This is a genomic window from Providencia sp. PROV141 (genome assembly GCF_028481645.1).
GTDB classification, from domain to species: Bacteria; Pseudomonadota; Gammaproteobacteria; order Enterobacterales; family Enterobacteriaceae; genus Providencia; species Providencia rettgeri.
Genome location: NZ_JAMPPR010000021.1, coordinates 1 through 20,794, shown reverse-complemented (window position 1 = coordinate 20,794; position 20,794 = coordinate 1). Strand labels below are relative to the sequence as shown.

Here is a 20,794-nt window from a genome sequence, read left to right as displayed (position 1 = left end):
TCACATACTTCAGTATGCTCCTAGGGATTAACTTGCTTGCCGCCTAGCTGCAAACCAAATTATTTTGGGTAACACCCTTTAATAATTATTTGCAGCGTAAGTTATTAAAACATTTAAAACATTTAAAACATTCAAAACATCAAAATATTAAGGTGTTGCTCTTGGTCTTGAGTTTTTCATTGGGATAGCAATGACTAACAGCGCGCCGACCACCAGCAAACCTGCCACAAAATACAGGCCGGAATTAAAGCTACCCGTTTGGTCTTTTAACCATCCAATTAACAGTGGACTGACGGCAGAACCTATATTACCTGTTGCGTTGATAACAGCAATACCGATGGCACGAGCACGTAAACTGATTGATTGGTCTGGCGTTGTCCAGAACACAGCCATCGCAGTAAATGACCCCGTTGATGCCATAATAATACCAAGCAATTGGATGACGGGATGGCTTGTCATCGCCGCGAGGACCCATCCCGCTGCTGCAAATAAGTACGGTAAGGCGGTGTGCATTTTCCGTTCTTGTAACCGGTCAGAGCGACGGCTCCAGTAGATCATCCCAAGAATAGTACAAAATTGTGGGATGGCAGTTAACAGCCCAATCATGGCATTACTACTGCCTTGGTTGAAGCTTTGCATAATCTGTGGCGTCCAGATATTAATAGCACTTAACGTATTGGTTAAACAGAAATAAGCAACGGTGTACATCAAGATCACTGGAGTGAAGATTTCTTTCCATAAGCTTTTGTTTTGCATAGCTGTATGGCTTTTTGAACCGTGTGGCTGTACAAGCTCTAATTGGTCCTGGTCCATCATTTCTTGCAATGTGTCTTTATCTTCTTGGGTCAGCCATTTGGCTTTCTTTGGCGAGTCATCCAAATAGAACCAAACCAGCACACCAAGGATCACGGATGGGAAACCTTCTAATAGGAACAGCCATTGCCAGCCTTTTAGGTTTAAAATGCCATCCATGCCTAAAATATAGCCAGAGGCTAATGAACCGAATGCCATGGTGACTGGCATTGCAATCATAAATAAGGCATTAGCACGAGCACGGAAATAGGCAGGGAACCAGTAAGTTAAATAAACTAAAATTCCCGGTAAGAAGCCTGCTTCAGCGATACCCACTAACATCCGTAGGACGTATAAACTGGTTGGCCCTGTGGCAAACATGGTGGCTGTAGAAGCGATACCCCAAAGTACCATGATGGTGGCTATCCAGCGGCGAGCACCAACGATTCCTAACATGATGTTACTTGGAATACCAAAAATCACATAAGTGGCATAGAACAGGGTGGCCGCTAAGCCGAACATGGTGGAAGTTAGGCCGATATCTTTCCCCATAGTTAGACCCGCAAAGCCGATATTAATACGGTCTAAGAAAGAAAAAACAAATAGCACAAATAAAAATACAATGAGACGTTTAAATAGTTTATTAATCACCCGCTGCTGCGGTTCGGTTAAATTTTTATGTTGTTCAGCAGGGTTAGTGCTTGCAAGTTGTTGATTACTCATATTGTAGGGCCCTCAATTCTTTCTTTTGCAGATTATTATAGGTACAAGGGACTAGTAGGCAGTCATGGTGTGGTCTGCCCTATATTGCGATATTGATTTTTTATCTAAATAAGTTATTTGTCTGTAGGGTTAAAATTAACTTATTTAGAGATAGCTTTATTAATAAACACTGGGTGCACTCGAGGTCACCTCTGAAACCGTTTTACCAAACTTTGCTGCTAGCGCTTCTGCGGTACGTGCCAGTAGCGTGGTATCGACCCCGACGGCAACAAATAGTGCGCCGAGTTTAAGATAATGTTCAGCAACATCTGGGGCTGCCATTAAAATACCGGGTGCCAAGCCAGCCTCACGAATTTGGACAATCGCTTTTTCTATCGCAGCTTTGACTTCTGGGTGGTTAGGGTTCCCTGAAAAGCCCATATCCGCACTAAGATCCGCAGGGCCGATAAACACGCCATCGACACCTTCAACTTTTAAGATCTCAGGAAGATTATTCATGGCTTCACGGGTTTCAACCTGTACTATTACGCACATTTCATCATTGGCACGAGTTAAATAATTAGGTACTCGGTTCCAGCGAGAAGCGCGAGCTAAAGCACTACCGACACCACGGATCCCTGCGGGTGGATAACGCGTTGCACGTACCGCTTGCTTGGCTTGTTCTGCATTTTGCACCATTGGCAACAACAACGTTTGTGCGCCAATATCTAGCAATTGCTTAATGATCACTGGATCATTCCATGGCGGACGAACGACGGGTTGTGACGGGTAAGGGGCAATAGCTTGTAATTGAGATAAGGTCGTTTGCACATTATTCGGTGCATGTTCACCATCAATTAATAACCAGTCGAAGCCTGCACCGGCAAGTAATTCAGCACTATATGGGCTGTATAAACCAAGCCATAATCCGATTTGCGGTTGGCCACTTTTTAGTGCTTTTTTAAATTTATTTTCTAAAATATCCATGCCATTTTCCTTACACGAAGCGGCAGCTAATTGAACCCATATTGCCGTAATCAACGTGAAACACATCACCTTTACGAGCAGGGACAGGGCGTGTAAATGAGCCACCTAAAATAATTTGGCCCGGCTCAAGTTGCACATTATGCGGTGCTAATTTGTTCGCTAGCCATGCCACACCATTCGCTGGGTGGTTGAGTACAGCAGCTGCAACGCCAGATTCTTCAATGACGCCATTACGATAGAGCAGGGCGCTAATCCAGCGCATATCCAAATCGCGTGGCTTGATTGGTCTGCCACCTAAAATCACTGCGCCATTTGCGGCGTTATCTGAAATGGTATCGAACACTTTGCGTGGGCGATTGGTTTCAGGGTCAACGTTGTGGCAACGCGCATCAATTAGCTCAAGTGCTGGGATCACATAATCAGTTGCGTTATACACATCAAAGATGGTGCAGTTTGGCCCACGTAATGGCTTCGCGAGTACGAAGGCTAATTCAACTTCAATACGTGGCACGATAAAGCGGTCTGTTGGAATATCACAGCCGTCATCAAAAAACATATCGTCAAGAAGCGCACCGTAATCAGGTTCATCAATCTGTGAACTGGCTTGCATTGCTTTAGACGTCAGCCCAATTTTATGGCCTTTTAACACACGTCCTTCAGCAATTTTCACACCAACCCACTCTTTTTGAATAGCATAAGCATCGTCGATCGTCATTTCTGGGTGATCGAGTGAGATCTGACGGATTTGCTCACGTGATTTTTCAGCCTGATTTAGGCGCTGTGCGATTTGCGATATGACATCTTTTTGTAACATCTTATTTTCCTTTTGCACCTCAGCTCGTCATACTTCGAGCTATAACTGCGTTAGCTTCACGATAGGCTTACGCCTATCCCCTAGTCACACGGGTATGCTCCTAAGGGATTAGTCTCATTTACTGCCTTGTTCTAACTCGAATTATTTAGAGCTAAGATTTTAAAAGCGAAGACCGCCAGCTAATGTGTCTTTCTAATTGGAAAGACCACCAAAGCAGAGGTATTTCACTTCCAAATAATCTTCAATTCCGTAGCGTGAACCTTCACGCCCCAGACCAGACTGCTTAATACCACCAAATGGGGCTACTTCGTTTGAAATAATGCCTTCATTGATACCCACCATGCCGCTTTCTAATGCCTCTGCAACACGGTAGATACGCCCGATATCTTTTGAATAGAAATAAGATGCCAAGCCAAATTCAGTATCATTTGCCAGAGCAATTGCTTCTTGCTCATCACGGAATTTAAATAATGGCGCCAATGGACCGAACGTTTCTTCTTTTGCGACCTTCATGGACTCAGTCACACCCGTGATCACGGTGGGTTCAAAGAATAAACCGCCTAATTGAGCTGGTTTACCCCCTGCAATCACTTTTGCACCTTGTGAAACGGCATCTGCAATATGTTCAGTGACTTTATCGACCGCGGCTTGGTTAATCAGAGGGCCTTGTTGGGAGTCGACTTGTGTGGCTGGTCCGATTTTCAGTTCATTCACCGCTTTTGCCAAACGAGCTGCAAATTCATCGTAAACCCCTTCTTGGACTAAAATACGGTTAGCACACACACAAGTTTGCCCGCTATTACGGAATTTAGCCGCTAATGCACCTTGTACTGCTGCATCTAAATCGGCATCATCAAACACGATAAATGGCGCGTTACCACCGAGTTCCAGAGACATTTTCTTCACTGTGTTCGCACACTGTTCCATCAGCAGCTTACCGACTCGCGTTGAACCCGTGAATGTGAGTTTGCGAACAATTGGGCTGGAAGTCATAACGCCACCAATAGCTTTAGCATCAGTACCTGGGACAATGTTAAACACACCAGCAGGAATGCCGGCTTCTTCCCCTAACGCTGCCAATGCTAATGCTGATAATGGCGTTTCTGCCGCGGGTTTTAATACCATCGTACAGCCTGCAGCGAGTGCAGGGCCGACTTTGCGGGTGATCATGGCATTTGGGAAGTTCCATGGCGTGATAGCCGCAACCACACCCACGGGCTGTTTTATCGTCACCAGACGACGCCCCGGCAGAGGTGATGGAATGGTTTCCCCATACACTCGTTTACCTTCTTCAGCAAACCACTCAATAAAGCTGGCGCCGTAGGCAATTTCTCCCATCGATTCAGTGATCGACTTACCTTGCTCAGCACTGAGTAATTCGGCCAATTCCTTTTGGTTATCCATCATTAAACGGAACCATTTGTTTAAAATTTGGCTGCGCTCTTTGGCGGTTTTAGCACGCCATGCCGGCAGGGCTTTTTCTGCGGCTTCGATAGCTTGTTGAGTTTCTAAAGCACCGACATTGCTGACGTTAGCGATAACTTGGTTATTGGCTGGATTAGTGACCTCAAACACACTTTTATTTTGGGCATCAACCCATTGGCCGTTGATATAAGCTTGTTGGCGAAATAATGTAGAATTGGTATTTATGCTCATTTTTCGTTGTTCTCCGAAGACACTGATTGGACTTGTGGGCGGATATTTTTAGCTGATAGCTGTTGGCTAGCAAAACTTAACCCGGCACAAAGCGCCATAACAAGTGCCATAGCGAATGGGGATTCATCTTGTAATACAGAAACTGCAACGCTGGCGACAGCCGCTAAGGCAAACTGAATAGAAATGGCAAGTGCACTGGCACTTCCTGCAATTTTCCCGCGATGTTGCAGTAATAGTGACAAACTGTTGGTGCCGATAGCATTGACCATCGATAAGAACAGTACGACTAGAATAACAATTATGGGCAAACTTTGTTGGTAAAATATGAGTAACAGCAGACCAAACGCTAATTGAAACCCACTTTGCATAGTCAGTATGCGCGTTAAACTATAGGTTTTTAGTAGTTTAACGTTCAACAACAGCATGACAATCATCCCCAAGATGTTACAGCCGAACAGCAAACCATAATGTTGTTCAGAAACACCGAAATAATTGATGTACACAAACGGTGAACCACTGATAAAGGCAAACATACCGGCAAAGGAGAAGGCCATGGTGCCAATAATACTCAGTGCTTCTCGGTCTGTGAGCACCTGTGCATAATTCTTGAAAGCGACACAAAGTATATTTTCAGAACCGCGCTGGTGGGTTAACGTTTCAGGGAGCAAGAAAAAAATTGCACACACCGAAGCCAAGCCAATCACTGCCAGCAAATAGAAAATTACTTGCCACTGAAAATGAACGAGTAAAAAACCACCTAATAGTGGTGCCAGTAATGGCGCTATCATGGTCACAAGTGTCATTAATGACAGTACTTTAGGTAACTCATGAGCAGGGTAAACATCTCTAGCGATAGCCCTTGCCATGACAATGGCCGCTCCACTGCCAAAAGCTTGCAGCGCTCGGAATACAATTAAAGTATTTGCATTGGTGGCTTGGGCGCACAACAAACTGGCGACAGTAAAAATGGCAAGGCCACTTAACAACATTTTCCGCCGACCAAGAAGGTCACTTAATGGGCCATAAAACAGCATTCCAATGCAGAACCCGGCAAAAAAGGCGCCAAGAGTGTACTGCATTTGCCCTTGAGTAGCGTGTAACGCAATACCCATTTGAGGGAGGGCAGGAAGGTACATATCGATAGACAATGGACCGAATGCCACTAATGACCCCAGTAATGGGATCAAATAGTGCGGTATGTGTTTATCGAAATTTTTAACCATCTTGCCCTCTCAATAAAACGATAAATAAAGATTTAAACCATTAACCTTTAAACTGTTAACCCTTAAATAAGGCATGAACATTGTTCTGCTTATAATTTAAAACAGGATCAAGCTCTTCCATGGTAAAAGACAATGCGAGGTAGCGTTTTGCCATCAAATCGGCAAAATGTTTTTTGATCAGCTCAAAAATCATTTCTCCCGTTTTTTGCCTATCTTCAAGAGAACGCCCAGCACCTATCTTCAACGTCATATGGACAAAAGCATAATCGTGCTTGCCATCGGCCATTTGCCAAGTATCCAGCCAAATAGCACGGCTACGAATGCCACCTAATGGGAAGATACCGGTTCCCGCGAGGGCTTCATTCACTTTGGCGAAGAGCTCAGGTAGCTGAGCGTCATCACGAATGTTTTCTGTACATTCTGCATAAAAATGAGGCATAACAACTCCTTACGCAGTGGTAGCTTGTTTGTCAGTAATATAACTCGGCAGTGGGAATACGGCGTTTAATTGCCCTGTTCCAGAGCTTGCGAACAAGTCAGTTAAAATTTCCACTTTTTCGTCGTATTTATCCCAACCTAACATACCTAGCAGCATTACGGTGTCGTGCATATGGCCTTCGCCATAACAGTAGTCGGCATACTCAGGTAACATTTTGCAGAATTCTTCAAAACGTCCTTCGCGCCAAAGTTTGACGACGCGTTTGTCCATTTGCTCATCAAATTCACGTGTGTAGCTGTTCATGCCATCTTCAGCACGTTGGTCATCAATAAAGCGGTGAGATAACGAACCACTTGCTAGTACCGCCACAGTGCCATCGTATTTTTCAATCGCAGTCAGTACGGCTTCGCCTAATTTACGGCTGTCTTCAAAACTGTGTGAAGTACAGAAGGCTGAAATTGAGATGACTTTAAAGTGACGATCGCTATTCATATAGCGCATAGGGACTAATGTGGCGTATTCGAGGGTTAAGCTTGGAATTTCATGGGCTTGGGCACGAACACCTAATTTACGTGCTTCCTCACCGATCATTTGGCCCAATACGGAGTTCCCATCATATTCATATTCCATATCACGAATAAAATGTGGAAGCTCATTACTGGTATAAATACCTTTGAAGTGGTCAGCACAGTTAATGTGATAGGCGCTGTTAACTAACCAGTGTGTATCAAAAACAATAATAGTATCAACGCCCAATTCACGGCAGCGGCGACTGATTTCTTTGTGCCCATCGATAGCGGCTTGGCGACATCCAAAGTTTTTACCTGGTAGTTCTGATAGGTACATGGATGGGACGTGTGTTATTTTTGCAGCGAGTGCCAACTTACCCATATTTATATCCTTACCCGTCATTCTTCAAGCTGTAGCGTTGTTGACTGCTCGCGCTAACCCTAGTCACATACTCATGTATGCTCCTAGGGATTAGCTTGTTTGTCGCCTAGCTACAACTCGAATTATTTAGGGTAAGACAGCGAGTTTACCTAAGTTGTAGCTCTTCTAACGACTTGAAGTGACTTGGTTTATCAGTTTTAACGATGCTGAGTATCAATATAATTCAGCGGAAAGTGCTGGAATATAAGGTTTCCAGCACAGAGTGTTGTAAAGCTTACACACCCCAACGAGGGATGTTGTGGTCTCCGTAGGAGATACAGACGTTCTTCATTTCTGCGAAGACTTCGAAGCTGTACTCGCCACCTTCACGGCCTACACCCGAAGCTTTTACACCACCGAAAGGCTGGCGCAGGTCACGTACGTTTTGTGTATTAACAAACACCATGCCTGCTTCGATACTGCGTGATAAACGTAAAATCTTGCTGACATCTTGTGTCCAAATATACGAAGCAAGACCGTACTCAATATCATTTGCCATGCGTAAACCGTCTTCTTCAGATTTAAACGGAATTAAACAAGCAACAGGCCCAAAGATCTCTTCTTGGGCGACACGCATGCGGTTATCGACATCAGCCAGTACGGTAGGACGTAAGAAATTACCACCTTTGAGGTGATCAGGTAGATCAGTCGGTTTGTCTGGGCCACCCGCTAACAAGGTTGCGCCTTCTTCCATACCTAAGCGAATATAACCCGAAACTTTGTTCCAGTGCTGCTGGCTGATCAATGCACCCACTTGGGTTTTGGGATCGTTCGGGTCACCGACGATCAGGCGATTAGCCCGCTCAGCAAAGCGTTTAACAAACTCAGGGTAGATGCTCTCTTGAATGAAAATACGTGAGCCAGCTGTACAGCGTTCACCATTAATGGAGAAAATAGTAAACAGAGCAGCGTCTAGTGCACGCTCAATATCGGCATCTTCAAACACCAACACAGGTGATTTACCACCTAATTCCATGGAATACTTTTTCAAGCCTGCATTTTGCATAATGGTGCGGCCAGTGGCTGTGCCCCCAGTAAAGGAAACCGCACGGACATCATGATGTTTGACTAAAGCATCTCCCGCAGTGCTACCGTAGCCTTGAACCACGTTCAAAACACCCGCAGGAATACCCGCTTCCAGCGCCAGTTCACCAAGGCGGTTCGCTGATAATGGAGATAATTCAGACATTTTCAGAACCGCAGTATTACCCAGTGCTAAACAAGGGGCGGTTTTCCATGTGGCGGTCATAAATGGCACGTTCCATGGTGAAATCAGCGCACAGACACCCACAGGTTGAACCAAGGTGTAGTTCATCATCTTGTCATCAACAGGGTATGTACGGCCGTTCATTTGCTGGCAAATCTCGGCGAAGAATTCAAAGTTATGTGAAGCACGTGGGATCAACACGTTTTTAGTTTGGTGAATAGGTAAACCAGTATCTTTGGTTTCCATTTCCGCGATTTGCGGGACGTTTTCGTCGATCAATTCACCAAGGCGACGCATTAAGCGAGCGCGCTCTTTCATTGGGGTATTGGCCCACTTTGGAAAAGCGTCTTTCGCTGCGGCAACGGCTTGGTTGATTTCATCTTGTCCACCCGCGGCAACTTCTGCTAATACTTCGCCTGTTGCAGGGTTGGTGGTTTCGAAATAGTCTTTGCTAGCAACGTTTTTACCGTTGATCCAATGATTAATCTTAGTCATTACACACGTTCCTCATAGTCTTTTTCGCTGATAATGGTGTTGACCAGTCGGCCAACGCCTTCAACTTCAACAATGACTTCGTCGCCCGGTACTACGTCAGACAGCCCTTTTGGCGTCCCTGTAGCAATCATGTCTCCCGGTTGCAGTGTCATAAAGTCACTGAGGTAAGCAATTAAAAAGGGAATATCGAAAATCAGATCGGCCGTGGTGCCTTTTTGGCGCAATTCACCATTTACATAGGTGTACAAAGCCAAATTATGCGGATCTTTAATGGCATCTTTATCGACAATCCAAGGGCCAATCGGCGTTAAAGTATCACGACTCTTAACACGTAAATTTGGGCGATAATAGTTCTCTAAATAGTCACGGATCGCATAGTCATTACACACGGTGTAACCTGCGACATAGTCCATGGCATCTTCTCTTGAGACCTTGTGAGCTGTTTTGCCAATCACCACCACTAATTCAGACTCATAATGCATATATTCCACATTATCAGGACGAACAGAAACTTGGCGATGACCCGTTAAACTGCTTTCCGCTTTTAAGAAAATTAAAGGCTCTTCAGGTGGCTTAAATTCTAATTCGGCAGCGTGGTCGGCATAGTTCAGGCCTAGGGCAAACAAGGTTCCTTGCGCAGGAGGTAACCATTCAACATCAGGAGAATCACCCGCGATCACGTCCCCATTAGGTAACGTGATGGCTTCGTTATCACCGACGGTGACGGAATATTCAGTGCCTTTAAAAAGGATTTTGGCGCGTTTTGTAATCGTAGACATTATTTTCCTCCTGCTGCCACAACGGTATTTTTCAGGCTAGGAAAGCCTTCCGCTTGGATAACCACTTCGTCTCCGGGTTTGATGGTGACACGTTGTTGTGGTGTGCCGAGCAGGATCACGTCCCCTTGCTTTAAGGTGGCGAAGTCACTTAATGCAGCAACTAACTCACTCGCATCACGGATCAGATCTTTTGTTGACCAGCGATCCACTTCTTTACCATTTACTAGGGTGATGATATCAACAGGAGTATTTAGCGAAGTTGCAACCATTTCACCAATTGGGCAGAAAGTATCACGGCATTTTGCTTTGATGGCAGGGCGATAGAAGGTGTCTTCTGGCAAGCTCACTTCATTTGCCAGCGCAAATCCAGCAATAAACTGATGTGCATCTGTCTTACTGACTTTACGTGCATTTTTACCGATCACCAAAGCAAGCGTAGCGCCACTTTGCACTTCTTCACCAGCGGGATGCAAAATTTTTTCGCCTGAATTGATACGCGTATTACGCGGCTTAATAAACCACACTGGGGTTTTTGGTGGGGTTTTATAAGGGGCTTGCTGGAATGCCTCAAGCCAGTGGCTAAGCTGGCTTTGATGATTGAGGGCAACGGCAAATACAGTGCCTTTCATTGACAACTCCTTAATGAAAAGAATTCAACTTTCGAGTAATTATTAATATATTAATAAAGTATAATTTTGAAATTAGCAATAGGTTTATAGAAATGTTAATTTTAATTGTGATCTCATTAACACAATTAAGTTGTCTTTTTGTAAGGCTATGTTATAAAAGAAATTATTATTTTTTCAATTTTTTTTGATTTACAAAAAATTAACTTAAAAGTGAGTTTTTAAATTATTTACTCATTAATATTTTAGGGTTTTTCTTTGAGATTGTTATTTGACCGTGCTACTCTTAAATAAGGCAAACTGGTGATGTGAAAGCTCATAGTTATGGTATGTGATTTCATCAAAGTACAGGGCCAACAAAGCGAAATGGCAACTGCCATAAAATGCCAAAATTGGGTTAAGTAACGTTAATTAAGTGGTGAGTTTTAATCTTATGCATGAATCATTGACAATTGCATTATTGCAGGCAAGAGAAACCGCAATGGGTTTTTTCCGGCCGATATTAAAGTCGTATAATTTGACTGAACAGCAATGGCGTATCATTCGAGTTTTAGCTGATAAGCGTTCAATTGATTTTCATGAATTATCAGTTCAAACCTGTATTCTGCGCCCAAGTTTAACGGGGATCCTAACCCGTATGGAGCGCGAAGGTTTAATTTTCCGCTTAAAACCGTTGAATGACCAACGTAAATTATATGTCTCTTTGACACCTGTAGGGCAAGAGCTGTATGACAAAGCACGGCAGGAAGTGGAAGAAGGTTATCAAAAAATAGAGCTAGCATTTTCACCAGAGAAAATGCAGCAATTAACCGCGTTATTGGATGAATTAATCGCTTTAGAGAGCCCAGATTATAGTAATATCGCTGCTGATAAGAGAAAGAGCGCCTAAATTTTCGTCATATTTCGAGCTCTAGCTGTGTTGGCTTCTTTCGGCTATTTGGGTCACATACTGATGTATGCTCCCCAAACTATCCTCAATTGCCGCCTTGCTAGAGTTCGAACTATTTAGAAATTTAAATATTGGTCATATTTCGGTTATTTGGGTCACATACTGATGTATGCTCATCTGACTATCTTCAATTGGTGCTTTCCTACAATTCGAATTATTTGGAGTATAGTTATCACTTGAATAATTCCCTTTCCCTGTAGATTCACTGCAATCGAACTTTACTTATACTCATTAGATAAGTTCTAAATTCCCCACTGTCATATCCTTTTTTGCAATTGTGAAATTACCTGCAGGGCTACTTGTGACAAAGTCTTCAGCAAAATTATTTTCTAATAAAATCAATCGATTGATTTTCAGTGAATAATATTAAATATTATCTTTAATGAAGCATTAACCAAAATAATGGAATGAAAAAACACAAAAAACCGTATTAAACAGGAAAGTGTTAAATTTTAGTCATAGTGAATATTTTTTATTTAAAAACAGTTAATGAGAATAAGTTACATTACGGTAAATTTACTATTCGTGACGAAAATTTAAATAACATGACAAAGTATCAAATTATATGGCGTTTATTATATGTATCGTTATTGATGATTGCGCCTTATAGTTATCCTGAAAATCAATTACTCCCCTCTGCACAGGAAAGCATTCAATTTGAACAAAAACAACGGTTAGAGTCGGAGTTAATCCAACGTAATCTATTGGAAAAACATAATGCAATCACCGTTGATGATTCTTTTTCCAAACACCGCCAAGATGAAATCTGTTTCCCGATCAATCAGATCCAATTTGCCGGCGCCACACAGCTGACGACTAAAACTCAAACTCAGTTAACCTCACCTTATTTAAAACGCTGCCTCACACTGAGTGAAATACAAGAGCTCACCAAGCATGTGACTAATTACTATATGGAACAGGGGTTTATTACCTCTCAAGCCATCATTCCAGAGCAAGATTTATCCTCATATCAATTGTTAATACAAGTGATTGAAGGGCATATTGAAACTATCGAGATTGAAAATTCTCCTGAGCGTTTAGTTCATCAAATATTTCCTCATCAACAAGGCAAAATATTAAATCTACGGCATATTGAACAAGGGTTGGAGCAACTCAACCGGTTATCGTCCGCTAAGTACACTATCGATATCCAACCAGGAAGCCAAAATGGCTATTCTCGGGTTATTATTCATCAACAAGGGAAAAAATGGCCTATCACGAGCCAGCTAAACCTCGATAACACGGGTATGAAGGCAACGGGAAAACAGCTACTTACGGGGAGTTTAACGGTAGATTCCCCGTTAGGGTTTGGTGAGCAATGGTCATTAAGTGCCAGTAGCGATACTGACTTCAGTCGCTCCCATCACAGTCGTTACGCTGTTGCGGCAATCAATGTCCCTTATGGTTACTGGTCTTATCGTTACCAGTTTTATCGTAATAATACGCTACAACCGTTTCATGCATCTGGTCAGCAATTCCGTTATGAAGGCAAAAATACCAACCAACAGTTTGATGTCAGTCGCTTAGTTTATCGTGATGGGAAGCAACGACTTACACTGCAAGGTAGCTTAAAACATAAAAATGCGACGACACAATTAGCGTCCCAAACCTTGACGATTAGCAGCCCAACCTTAACCTCGCTCTCGTTTACCCCACAGTACAGCACCATGCTTGGACAAGGTTACTTCACGTTTAACCCTGCCGCTGAATGGGGGATATCTGCCTTTGGCGCCTCACCGGATACCCTCGCGAAAGATTCACCGCGTAGTCATTACCGCAAATTCAGTCTAAGCAGCAGTTATCAGTATTTTTTCTCTAATGGTGTGACCTATTTAACCTCATTTTACGGTCAATATTCGCCCGATAATTTATACGGCATTGAACGCATCAGCATCGGTGGCCAGTACTCTGTCCGTGGCTACCATGAACAATCTGTGAGTGGTAACCGAGGCGGGTATTGGCGTAATGAAATTAACAAAGACATCGCCAATACGGCAATGGGGCAACTGCGTTTTATCGGAGCGTTAGATTATGGGTTTATTGCCTCAGATAAATACCACGTTGAACCTGACACTTTAGCAGGCGGAGCCGTTGGCCTCTCTTTTATTGGTAATAGCCTGTTTTATTCGCAGCTTCTACTCAGTAAGCCTTTGCATTATCCCTCACAACTTAAACCAGACAATTGGTCGGCTTATTGGTCGGTCTCATTCTTTCTGTAGCTTTACGTTTTTAAAGGATTATTTATGCTAAATGAACAATTACCTTCACGGCCTAAACGGTTATTAAGTTATACCCTTATTTTCTTAACCGTTGTCTACCCCTTACACCCCGCTTGGGGGGCAGCCATGACGGCGGCCGATAAAAACACTCAAATCAGCCAACAAAATAACGTCCCGATTATTAATATTGCCACGCCGAATGGGGCGGGAATATCGCACAATAAATTTCAACAATTTAATGTGGATAAACAAGGTGCGGTACTCAATAACGCCACTGCCAATGTGAATTCTCAAATTGCAGGGCAAATCAAAGCCAATGCCAATTTAAAAGGAAATGCTGCCAATCTGATTATCAATGAAGTCACGGGCAGTAGCCGCTCAGCATTACAAGGTAAGTTGGAAGTGGCAGGTAAAGGCGCGAATGTCGTCATTGCCAACCCGAATGGGATTACCTGTAATGGCTGTAGCTTTGTGAATACCCCTGCGATTACTTTGACCACAGGGAAACCCATTCTGGATAACAAGGGAGCTTTATCTGCGGTTGAGGTGAAAAAAGGCAGTGTGGTTATCGGGGCCAATGGCATGAATGCGCAAGCGCAAACCTATGCCGATATTATCAGTCGAGCCACCGAACTAAACGGGCAAATCAAAGCCAAGAATCTGACTTTAATGCAAGGCACCAACCGTGTTGATTTTCAAAAAGGTACGGTCACGCCCATTAGTGGAGAGGGTGCTAAACCGTCTATATCGGTGGATACTAAAGCGCTGGGTGGGATGTATGCCAATCAAGTGAAATTGGTGAGTACAGAATCAGGGGTGGGGATTAACCTCAGCAATGTGCAAACCAACCAAAATGACCTGACATTAACCGTCGATGGCAAAATTACCCTTGCAGGCAATATTCAAGGGAAAAAAGATATCAATGTCAGTACCAAAAACCTGCAAATTAACGCCAATGCCAACGTGAATGCCGCCAAAGACATCACATTGGCCACCAATACTCTTATCAACAATGGTCAAGTTACCGCAGGCAAAGATATGCGTGTCTTTGCTGATTCAATAAGCAATACGGGCAATAGTGCGCTTATTCAAGCACAAGATAATCTGTGGATGCAAAAAAATGCCAAAGGGGATTTGAGTACCCTGATTGAGAATAAATCAGGAACGATAAAGACCAATACGGGGGATTTAGTTGTTCGGACTAAAAAATTGACCAACATGGCGTTAAATACGCACTACAAGGAAAATACGATACAACCGACCTCCACAAGTAAGAACTTATTAATAGACCGAGTTAGAGAAGGAGGCGGGAATTATGATGTGGTCATGAATGCAAAGTTGGTTAACCCTCTTCCTAATAAGTGGTTCGGTGTAGCTGATTTTTCAAATGCATTTTATAAAGAGGGTGTTTTAGTCAATACAGGTCAAAGTGTTTACTCTGATGATTCAGTTCGGATCGGAGAAATAGTTAGCGGTGGAAATGCTTATCTTAATGGCAATCAAATCACTAACGATAACGGTATCATTTCCGCTAAGAATAATTTAATTTTAACCGGTAATACGTTAGAGAATAGTCAAAATATTGGTTGGAAAAAATACACCTATAAAAATTATGTCATTGATACTTCGAATAGTGGCAGTGGAATAGTTAATATTATAAATATCAAAGAATTAGTTTTAGAAACAAATTATAAAGCACAAGATTATGTGCTCGTTTTGGAACAGATTGATAATTTAAAAACAAAAAAAGGATTACATTCAGGCACTAATCTCATCCTTGATTTTAAACATTCAATTAACAGTGAAAATAAGCTGCCTATTGCTTCATCACTAATATCAAAAATAAATCAAAGCACTGCGCCTGCTTATTTAATATCAGCAAAAAACATTATCTTAAATTCTAATAATATAAATATTTCTACCAACTTACAGTCTGAAAATGATCTGTCTATTATCGCTGGTCAAAACATCAATATTCATGATGCGCGACTGGTTGCAAAACAATCACAAAGCCTAATTGCCAACAACGATCTTAATCTCAAACAAGTCAATTTAACGGCTAAAGACAGTACCTTAATTGCGAAAAATGGCAATCTTCAATACAGCTTAAATCCTGTCTCTGCGTTTAAGGATAATGTCTTATCGCCCCCGGTTATCAACGCTGCAAACTCGTTACATATCCAAGCGGGTAAAAACATCTCTTTTGATAATGCGCAATTAACCAAAACCAATAAACTCACCTTCAGTGCCAATGATAATATTGTTATTCGTCGCGATGAATCCAATTTAATGAAACTCGCGGCTTCAGAGCCTATCGCCAATATCAATGCGTTACTCACAAAAACAGGAAATTGGGCAAGTTCAGGGGAGATAAACCTCACTGCAGGTAAGAATATTGAAGCGCGTGGCATTGCCTTCAACAGTGGAAAATCACTGACGTTCAATGCAGGCCAAGATATTCTTTTAGGCTCTAAAGCGATTAAAGATGTCGACAATGTATTTAAGACCAATCGCTACCCAGAGCTACGCTCTCAACTCATCGCAAATGGCAATATTACGTTAAATGCAGCTCGCGATATTGACTTGCAATCTGCCAATCTTCAATCAAAAGACAAAGTTATCGCGCTCTCAGGTCGTGATATTAAATTAACCGCTACCGCTTACTCTGCCATTCCCAACCCCAACGAAGATAACCAAGATGTACGTTATGTGACTTCGACGCTTTCGGGAGACAAAGGCGTCACCCTAGCCTCAAATGGCGCCTTAACCGCACAAGGTAGCACAATCAAATCCCTAAATGACATCACACTCTCAAGCGGGGGAAATGTACGGTTAGAGTCGGTTAAAACGAATTATCGAAAACAGTCAGGGAAAACATATGAAGAGTTATATCGCCAAATTGGCACTGAAATTAACAGTGGTAAAACGCTGACCATTTTGTCTGAGGGGAGCATTCTTTTCCAAGCGTCTCGTCTCATTGCCAAAGGCGCGATGGATATTGCGGCAAAAGGTGGGTATCTCTATGCCCAAGCCATGGAGGAAAGCAGTTACTTCGAAGAGTATAAAAAGAAATGCAATAGATGGACGCTTTGTATCACGAAAAAGGAAGTGAGAAAAACACGCAGTGATAAAACCAATAAAGTCACTGAATTTACCGCAGGTGGTGATATTAACCTATATGCCAAGGATGATGTCACCTTAGAAGCCACCAAAATTAATACGGGCAAGAATGCCAAAATCACCAGTCAAACCGGTAAGGTGAATTTTAAGGCTGTCAAAAACTCGCAATTTGAACAGGTGATTACAAATTCTAACGGGTTTTATATTACACAGCGCAATAAAGGGTATACCTCAGATAAATGGGTTTTACCTGCATTGCATATTGGTGGCAAGCTGACGGTTGATGCAGCTAAAGGTATCACTGCAGATATTAAAGCTAAAAATAACCAAAGCTTACAAAATGCCTTAAATTCACTCGGACAAACCGAAGGCACCAAATGGTTAGCGGGTCTAAAAGACCGCAAGGATGTGCAATGGGGATTAGTTCAAGATGCGTATGACAGTTGGGATTATAAAAGCCAAAGCTTAAACCCGGTTGCTGCTGCGCTTATTATGATAACCGTTGCAGCGATGACGTCAGGTACAGCAACTAAATTTGCGGCTTGGGCGGCATCCGGTAGCAGTGGTACGAGTGCTGCGGTGATATCAGGCGCAGCTTATTCTGGTATGACGGCTCTTTCAACACAAGCGGCAATCGCACTGGCTGAAAACCAAGGAAACTTATCCAAAGCGCTTAATTCACTAGGTAAAAGCGAAACAGTTAAATCTATTGTTGCTCAAATGGTGATCTCCGGGGCGCTTAATGGCTTAGATGTCAAAATGGGATGGACAAAAGGGAATCCGGGGAATGCTAAGTTACCTTTATTAAGTAATGGGGATTGGAATAAGGTTGCTCAGCGCGTTGCCGCGCAATCCGTGATTAGCTCAACCGTGAATACCACGATACAAGGTGGCAGTTTTACTGATAATTTTAAGAGTGCCTTACTCAGTAATATTGGTAATCAGGTGAATGCGGAAGGGGCTAAGTTAATCGGTGATAACGGTGAGATCCTGGGGCGTCCAGGGAAAGCAATTAGTCATGCTGCACTTTCAGGTTTATCCGCCGAAATTAAGCAAGCGAATTCGCGAGGCGCGATTGTTGGCGCATTAGCCGCTGAATTAGCCGCCATTTCCTTAGGGGATAACACCATAAAAGCAGAAGAGTGGCAAAAAAAATCCGAAGCTCAAGCGCAGTTTGCCCGGGCATTTGGTGGATTTGCTGGCGCGATATTTACGGGGGATGCCGGAGGGGTCTACAGTGGTGCTGATGCAGCGGATAATACATTTAGATATAATTATCTCTCTCACCATCAGGACGCATTAAAAAATAAAGAACTCGCCGCTGAACCCAATGATTTTAAAAAAATACTCATTGCCATGAAGTGGCTCTATATCGATCTTGACCAAGATGCTGCATTTGGCGCTGGAATGATAGGGGGATTACCTGCGGGATTATATGAAACCGTTGAAGGATTAGCCAATTTAACCGTTAACTATAAAGAGACTTATGTAGCTTTAAGAGCGGTTTTAATGAGTGATGATACACTAGATATTATGAGTGATGCCCTCAGGCAATCATATATCTCACGTCTAAATACAATGGAGGCTGAATATCAAAAAGCAGGGACTGAAGGGGCGTTTAAGGCAGGCGTTGAAGGAGGCAAGTTAATTTTTGACATTGCTGGTACGTTTGGCGGAGGAGCCTATGTTGCAAAAGGAGGGGTAAACCTAGTAGAGAAAGTTTCAATAAAAATAGCATCAAGAGGACTGATAGGTACGACATCCAATGGTTATAGAGTTTATAATGGCTCTAATACTATGGTTCCTAAATCTAGTTTAGAGCACCCTATAGTTCAATCTCGTATCAATGTAAAAATCGGTGACAATAAGTCTGGCTGGAATCATGTACTTGATCGACATTTTTCTGATAAAAATGCAAGTCAATTTACCATTAGCCAATCAGATTTAAAAATAATTCTTCAAAGTAACGATATATCAAAAGTTCCAATAAGTAGGATCGTAAATTCATCAGATGGCCCTCGCTTTGAGCGAGTTATTACATTAGATAAAAATGTTGGTACTGATAAATTCAATGGTTATAAATCAACAAAAACAATGACTATATTAACTGATGGCCAAGGAAATCTAATAACGACTCATCCTGGAAGGTTACCATGAAATTAATAAACTCTAGAATAGAGAAAGAGATAAGAGATAATTTGAAAAACTACTCAACTTTAATTACAGAAAACAAAGAAATTTTTATTTTTTTGAATGAAAAATTTAAAGAAATAAGTAGCGTATATGCTTTAAACCATACAATAGAACAAGGTGAAGATATCTATACATTACTAGTTAATGGGGAGGTTGTTATTGATTTTGAGATTTCTAGAATTAATAATTCAATTTATGATGTGTCTATAAAAACAGTTAGTGATTACTCAAAAGAAATCAAACAAAAACTACCTAAATTAAAACTAATGATTGCTTTAGAATTGTCTAAAAAAACAAATAATTCATAGTCTTAATTCTAGACAACGAACAATCTCTGATTGAAGGGGGTTCGTTGTCTAGTGATATGGAGTTGAAGTGACGTGATGGACGCCCCCCATATCCAGTGCTATTTATACAGGTGAAGCAAGTGGTGCATACAGTGGCGCTAATGCCGCAGAAAGCGTATTTCTTTTTAATCATTATTTTCATAACTTTTTTGGAAACACTGGAGATAAATTTTTCGCGAGTGGTTTTGAACTTGAAAAAGTATTAGCGAGTGATAGCAGCCTTACGGAGCAAGAGAAGCATAGAATTCGATTAACCTATCTTAACGGTACAGGGAAAGAAGACCCTGTAAAGTTAATATTAGAGCATCTTCCTGTTTCAGATACTATGATGGCATTAGCACAGGCCAAGGATACTAAAGATTACACAATTGCACTATTAACATCGTTACCATTAGAACGAGCTTTAGCCGTTATGGGGCGATTGATCAAAACAACAGGCTCGGCCCTTCAGCGGAAACCATTAAAAGGAGGGGCCGGAGGTAACTGGAATGTAATGAATGAAATCGTTGACCCAACTGTAGTGAAACAGGTGACGCCGACTAGTTGTGGGGCTGCATGTGGGGAAATGTTACTCAGAGATCGGAATATATTTGTAGATCAAACTAATTTAGGAACACAATTAAAATCTACAGAGCAACTAGTAAAAGACCTGAATAAGCAATATGGAAAATGGAATGGAGGATATGTTGGTTCGGAGCAGTTTGAGTTATTAAATAAATCAGGAAGCTGGGCTGCAATGATGTGGGAGAAAGGCGCGGGTGTCGGACATTGGGTTGTTGTAAAAGGTACTGATAAAGTTACTGGGAATGTTATTATTCATGACCCGTGGAAAGGTACAAGCTATCAAATGACACAACGAGAATTTTTAGAGGGGCCTTGGAATGGACATGCCGTTTTTAGTCAATAGTGCATATCTTATTGATATACAATATGCTAACCAAAAAGTTTATTTAACCATACTACTTAACGGTGCCAGTGAAACTTTTATTGCTTACCCTAAAGATGGAAGAATACCAGTAGTTAGTTTATCGGATGAGTTATCAACGTTATTAATACAACGAATGCCCCATGATAATTCTATATCTAAAAAATTATTTAGCTTGGTATGGGATTACGTTAAAGGTAAAGACGTAATACTTCCTGCAAAATTATTATAAAAAATCAGGTAATAACAATCAGTAAGCCCCAATGATAGGGTGTAGGTAGCTCTAAGTTCAATAGAATTAAACAAAAAAGATGAAAAAAACAGGCGGTTATAATTTTAGCCGCCTGTGAATTCTTATCGGCACATTTTAGGTAATGTTTCTTTTTTAGGA

16 protein-coding genes are annotated in these 20,794 nt (G+C 42.1%); 6 read left to right on the top strand and 10 right to left on the bottom strand.

Annotated elements, in window-relative coordinates:
• Positions 1 to 147: 147 nt before the first annotated feature.
• The 10 genes from hpaX to PSF09_RS14210 form a co-directional block, all read right to left on the bottom strand.
• Positions 148 to 1,515: a 4-hydroxyphenylacetate permease gene (gene hpaX, locus PSF09_RS14255; protein WP_210836936.1), complete on the bottom strand. Its 1,368-nt coding sequence runs from the start codon at positions 1,513 to 1,515 to the stop codon at positions 148 to 150.
• 159 nt (positions 1,516 to 1,674) lie between these two features.
• Entirely contained in the window at positions 1,675 to 2,481 is an 807-nt protein-coding gene (gene hpaI / locus PSF09_RS14250; RefSeq protein ID WP_272684055.1) for a 4-hydroxy-2-oxoheptanedioate aldolase, read from the bottom strand.
• Positions 2,482 to 2,491: 10 nt separating this feature from the next.
• A complete protein-coding gene (hpaH, locus tag PSF09_RS14245; RefSeq protein ID WP_004914311.1) occupies positions 2,492 to 3,295 on the bottom strand; it encodes a 2-oxo-hept-4-ene-1,7-dioate hydratase in 804 nt (267 codons plus the stop codon).
• Between the two features lie 192 nt (positions 3,296 to 3,487).
• Positions 3,488 to 4,951, bottom strand: a complete 1,464-nt coding sequence (locus PSF09_RS14240; RefSeq protein WP_272665535.1) for an NAD-dependent succinate-semialdehyde dehydrogenase — start codon at positions 4,949 to 4,951, stop codon at positions 3,488 to 3,490.
• The gene (locus PSF09_RS14235; protein ID WP_004914300.1) at positions 4,948 to 6,174 is read right to left on the bottom strand and encodes a Bcr/CflA family multidrug efflux MFS transporter; all 1,227 of its coding nucleotides are present in this window, start codon (positions 6,172 to 6,174) and stop codon (positions 4,948 to 4,950) included. Before PSF09_RS14235 ends, PSF09_RS14240 begins: the two co-directional genes overlap by 4 nt.
• Before the next feature lie 55 nt (positions 6,175 to 6,229).
• Positions 6,230 to 6,613, bottom strand: coding sequence for a 5-carboxymethyl-2-hydroxymuconate Delta-isomerase (locus PSF09_RS14230; RefSeq protein WP_004914298.1), 384 nt, complete (start codon positions 6,611 to 6,613; stop codon positions 6,230 to 6,232).
• 9 nt (positions 6,614 to 6,622) lie between these two features.
• Positions 6,623 to 7,504 (bottom strand): 3,4-dihydroxyphenylacetate 2,3-dioxygenase, encoded by an 882-nt coding sequence (gene hpaD, locus PSF09_RS14225; protein WP_210836932.1) that lies wholly within the window; start codon positions 7,502 to 7,504, stop codon positions 6,623 to 6,625.
• 274 nt (positions 7,505 to 7,778) lie between these two features.
• Positions 7,779 to 9,245 (bottom strand): 5-carboxymethyl-2-hydroxymuconate semialdehyde dehydrogenase, encoded by a 1,467-nt coding sequence (gene hpaE, locus PSF09_RS14220; RefSeq protein ID WP_004905295.1) that lies wholly within the window; start codon positions 9,243 to 9,245, stop codon positions 7,779 to 7,781.
• A complete protein-coding gene (locus PSF09_RS14215) occupies positions 9,245 to 10,024 on the bottom strand; it encodes a fumarylacetoacetate hydrolase family protein (RefSeq protein WP_096864817.1) in 780 nt (259 codons plus the stop codon). Before PSF09_RS14215 ends, hpaE begins: the two co-directional genes overlap by 1 nt.
• On the bottom strand, positions 10,024 to 10,653 hold the full coding sequence (locus PSF09_RS14210; RefSeq protein ID WP_196718539.1) for a fumarylacetoacetate hydrolase family protein: 630 nt from the start codon (positions 10,651 to 10,653) through the stop codon (positions 10,024 to 10,026). Before PSF09_RS14210 ends, PSF09_RS14215 begins: the two co-directional genes overlap by 1 nt.
• Positions 10,654 to 11,083: 430 nt before the next feature.
• On the opposite strand from PSF09_RS14210, the gene hpaR reads away from it, so the two are divergent.
• The 6 genes from hpaR (at position 11,084) to PSF09_RS14180 (ending at position 20,635) form a co-directional block, all read left to right on the top strand.
• Positions 11,084 to 11,539: a homoprotocatechuate degradation operon regulator HpaR gene (gene hpaR / locus PSF09_RS14205; protein ID WP_210836930.1), complete on the top strand. Its 456-nt coding sequence runs from the start codon at positions 11,084 to 11,086 to the stop codon at positions 11,537 to 11,539.
• A 605-nt stretch (positions 11,540 to 12,144) separates the two neighbouring features.
• Positions 12,145 to 13,818: a ShlB/FhaC/HecB family hemolysin secretion/activation protein gene (locus PSF09_RS14200; RefSeq protein ID WP_272684054.1), complete on the top strand. Its 1,674-nt coding sequence runs from the start codon at positions 12,145 to 12,147 to the stop codon at positions 13,816 to 13,818.
• Positions 13,819 to 13,842: 24 nt separating this feature from the next.
• Positions 13,843 to 19,095 (top strand): DUF637 domain-containing protein, encoded by a 5,253-nt coding sequence (locus PSF09_RS14195; protein WP_272684053.1) that lies wholly within the window; start codon positions 13,843 to 13,845, stop codon positions 19,093 to 19,095.
• A complete protein-coding gene (locus tag PSF09_RS14190) occupies positions 19,092 to 19,439 on the top strand; it encodes a hypothetical protein (protein WP_272684052.1) in 348 nt (115 codons plus the stop codon). The genes PSF09_RS14195 and PSF09_RS14190 overlap by 4 nt, the downstream gene beginning before the upstream one ends.
• Before the next feature lie 367 nt (positions 19,440 to 19,806).
• Positions 19,807 to 20,385 carry a cysteine peptidase family C39 domain-containing protein gene (locus tag PSF09_RS14185; protein ID WP_272684051.1) on the top strand — a complete coding sequence of 193 codons (579 nt, stop codon included), beginning with the start codon at positions 19,807 to 19,809 and terminating at the stop codon, positions 20,383 to 20,385.
• Positions 20,360 to 20,635, top strand: coding sequence for a hypothetical protein (locus tag PSF09_RS14180; RefSeq protein ID WP_272684050.1), 276 nt, complete (start codon positions 20,360 to 20,362; stop codon positions 20,633 to 20,635). The genes PSF09_RS14185 and PSF09_RS14180 overlap by 26 nt, the downstream gene beginning before the upstream one ends.
• Positions 20,636 to 20,794 lie beyond the last annotated feature (159 nt).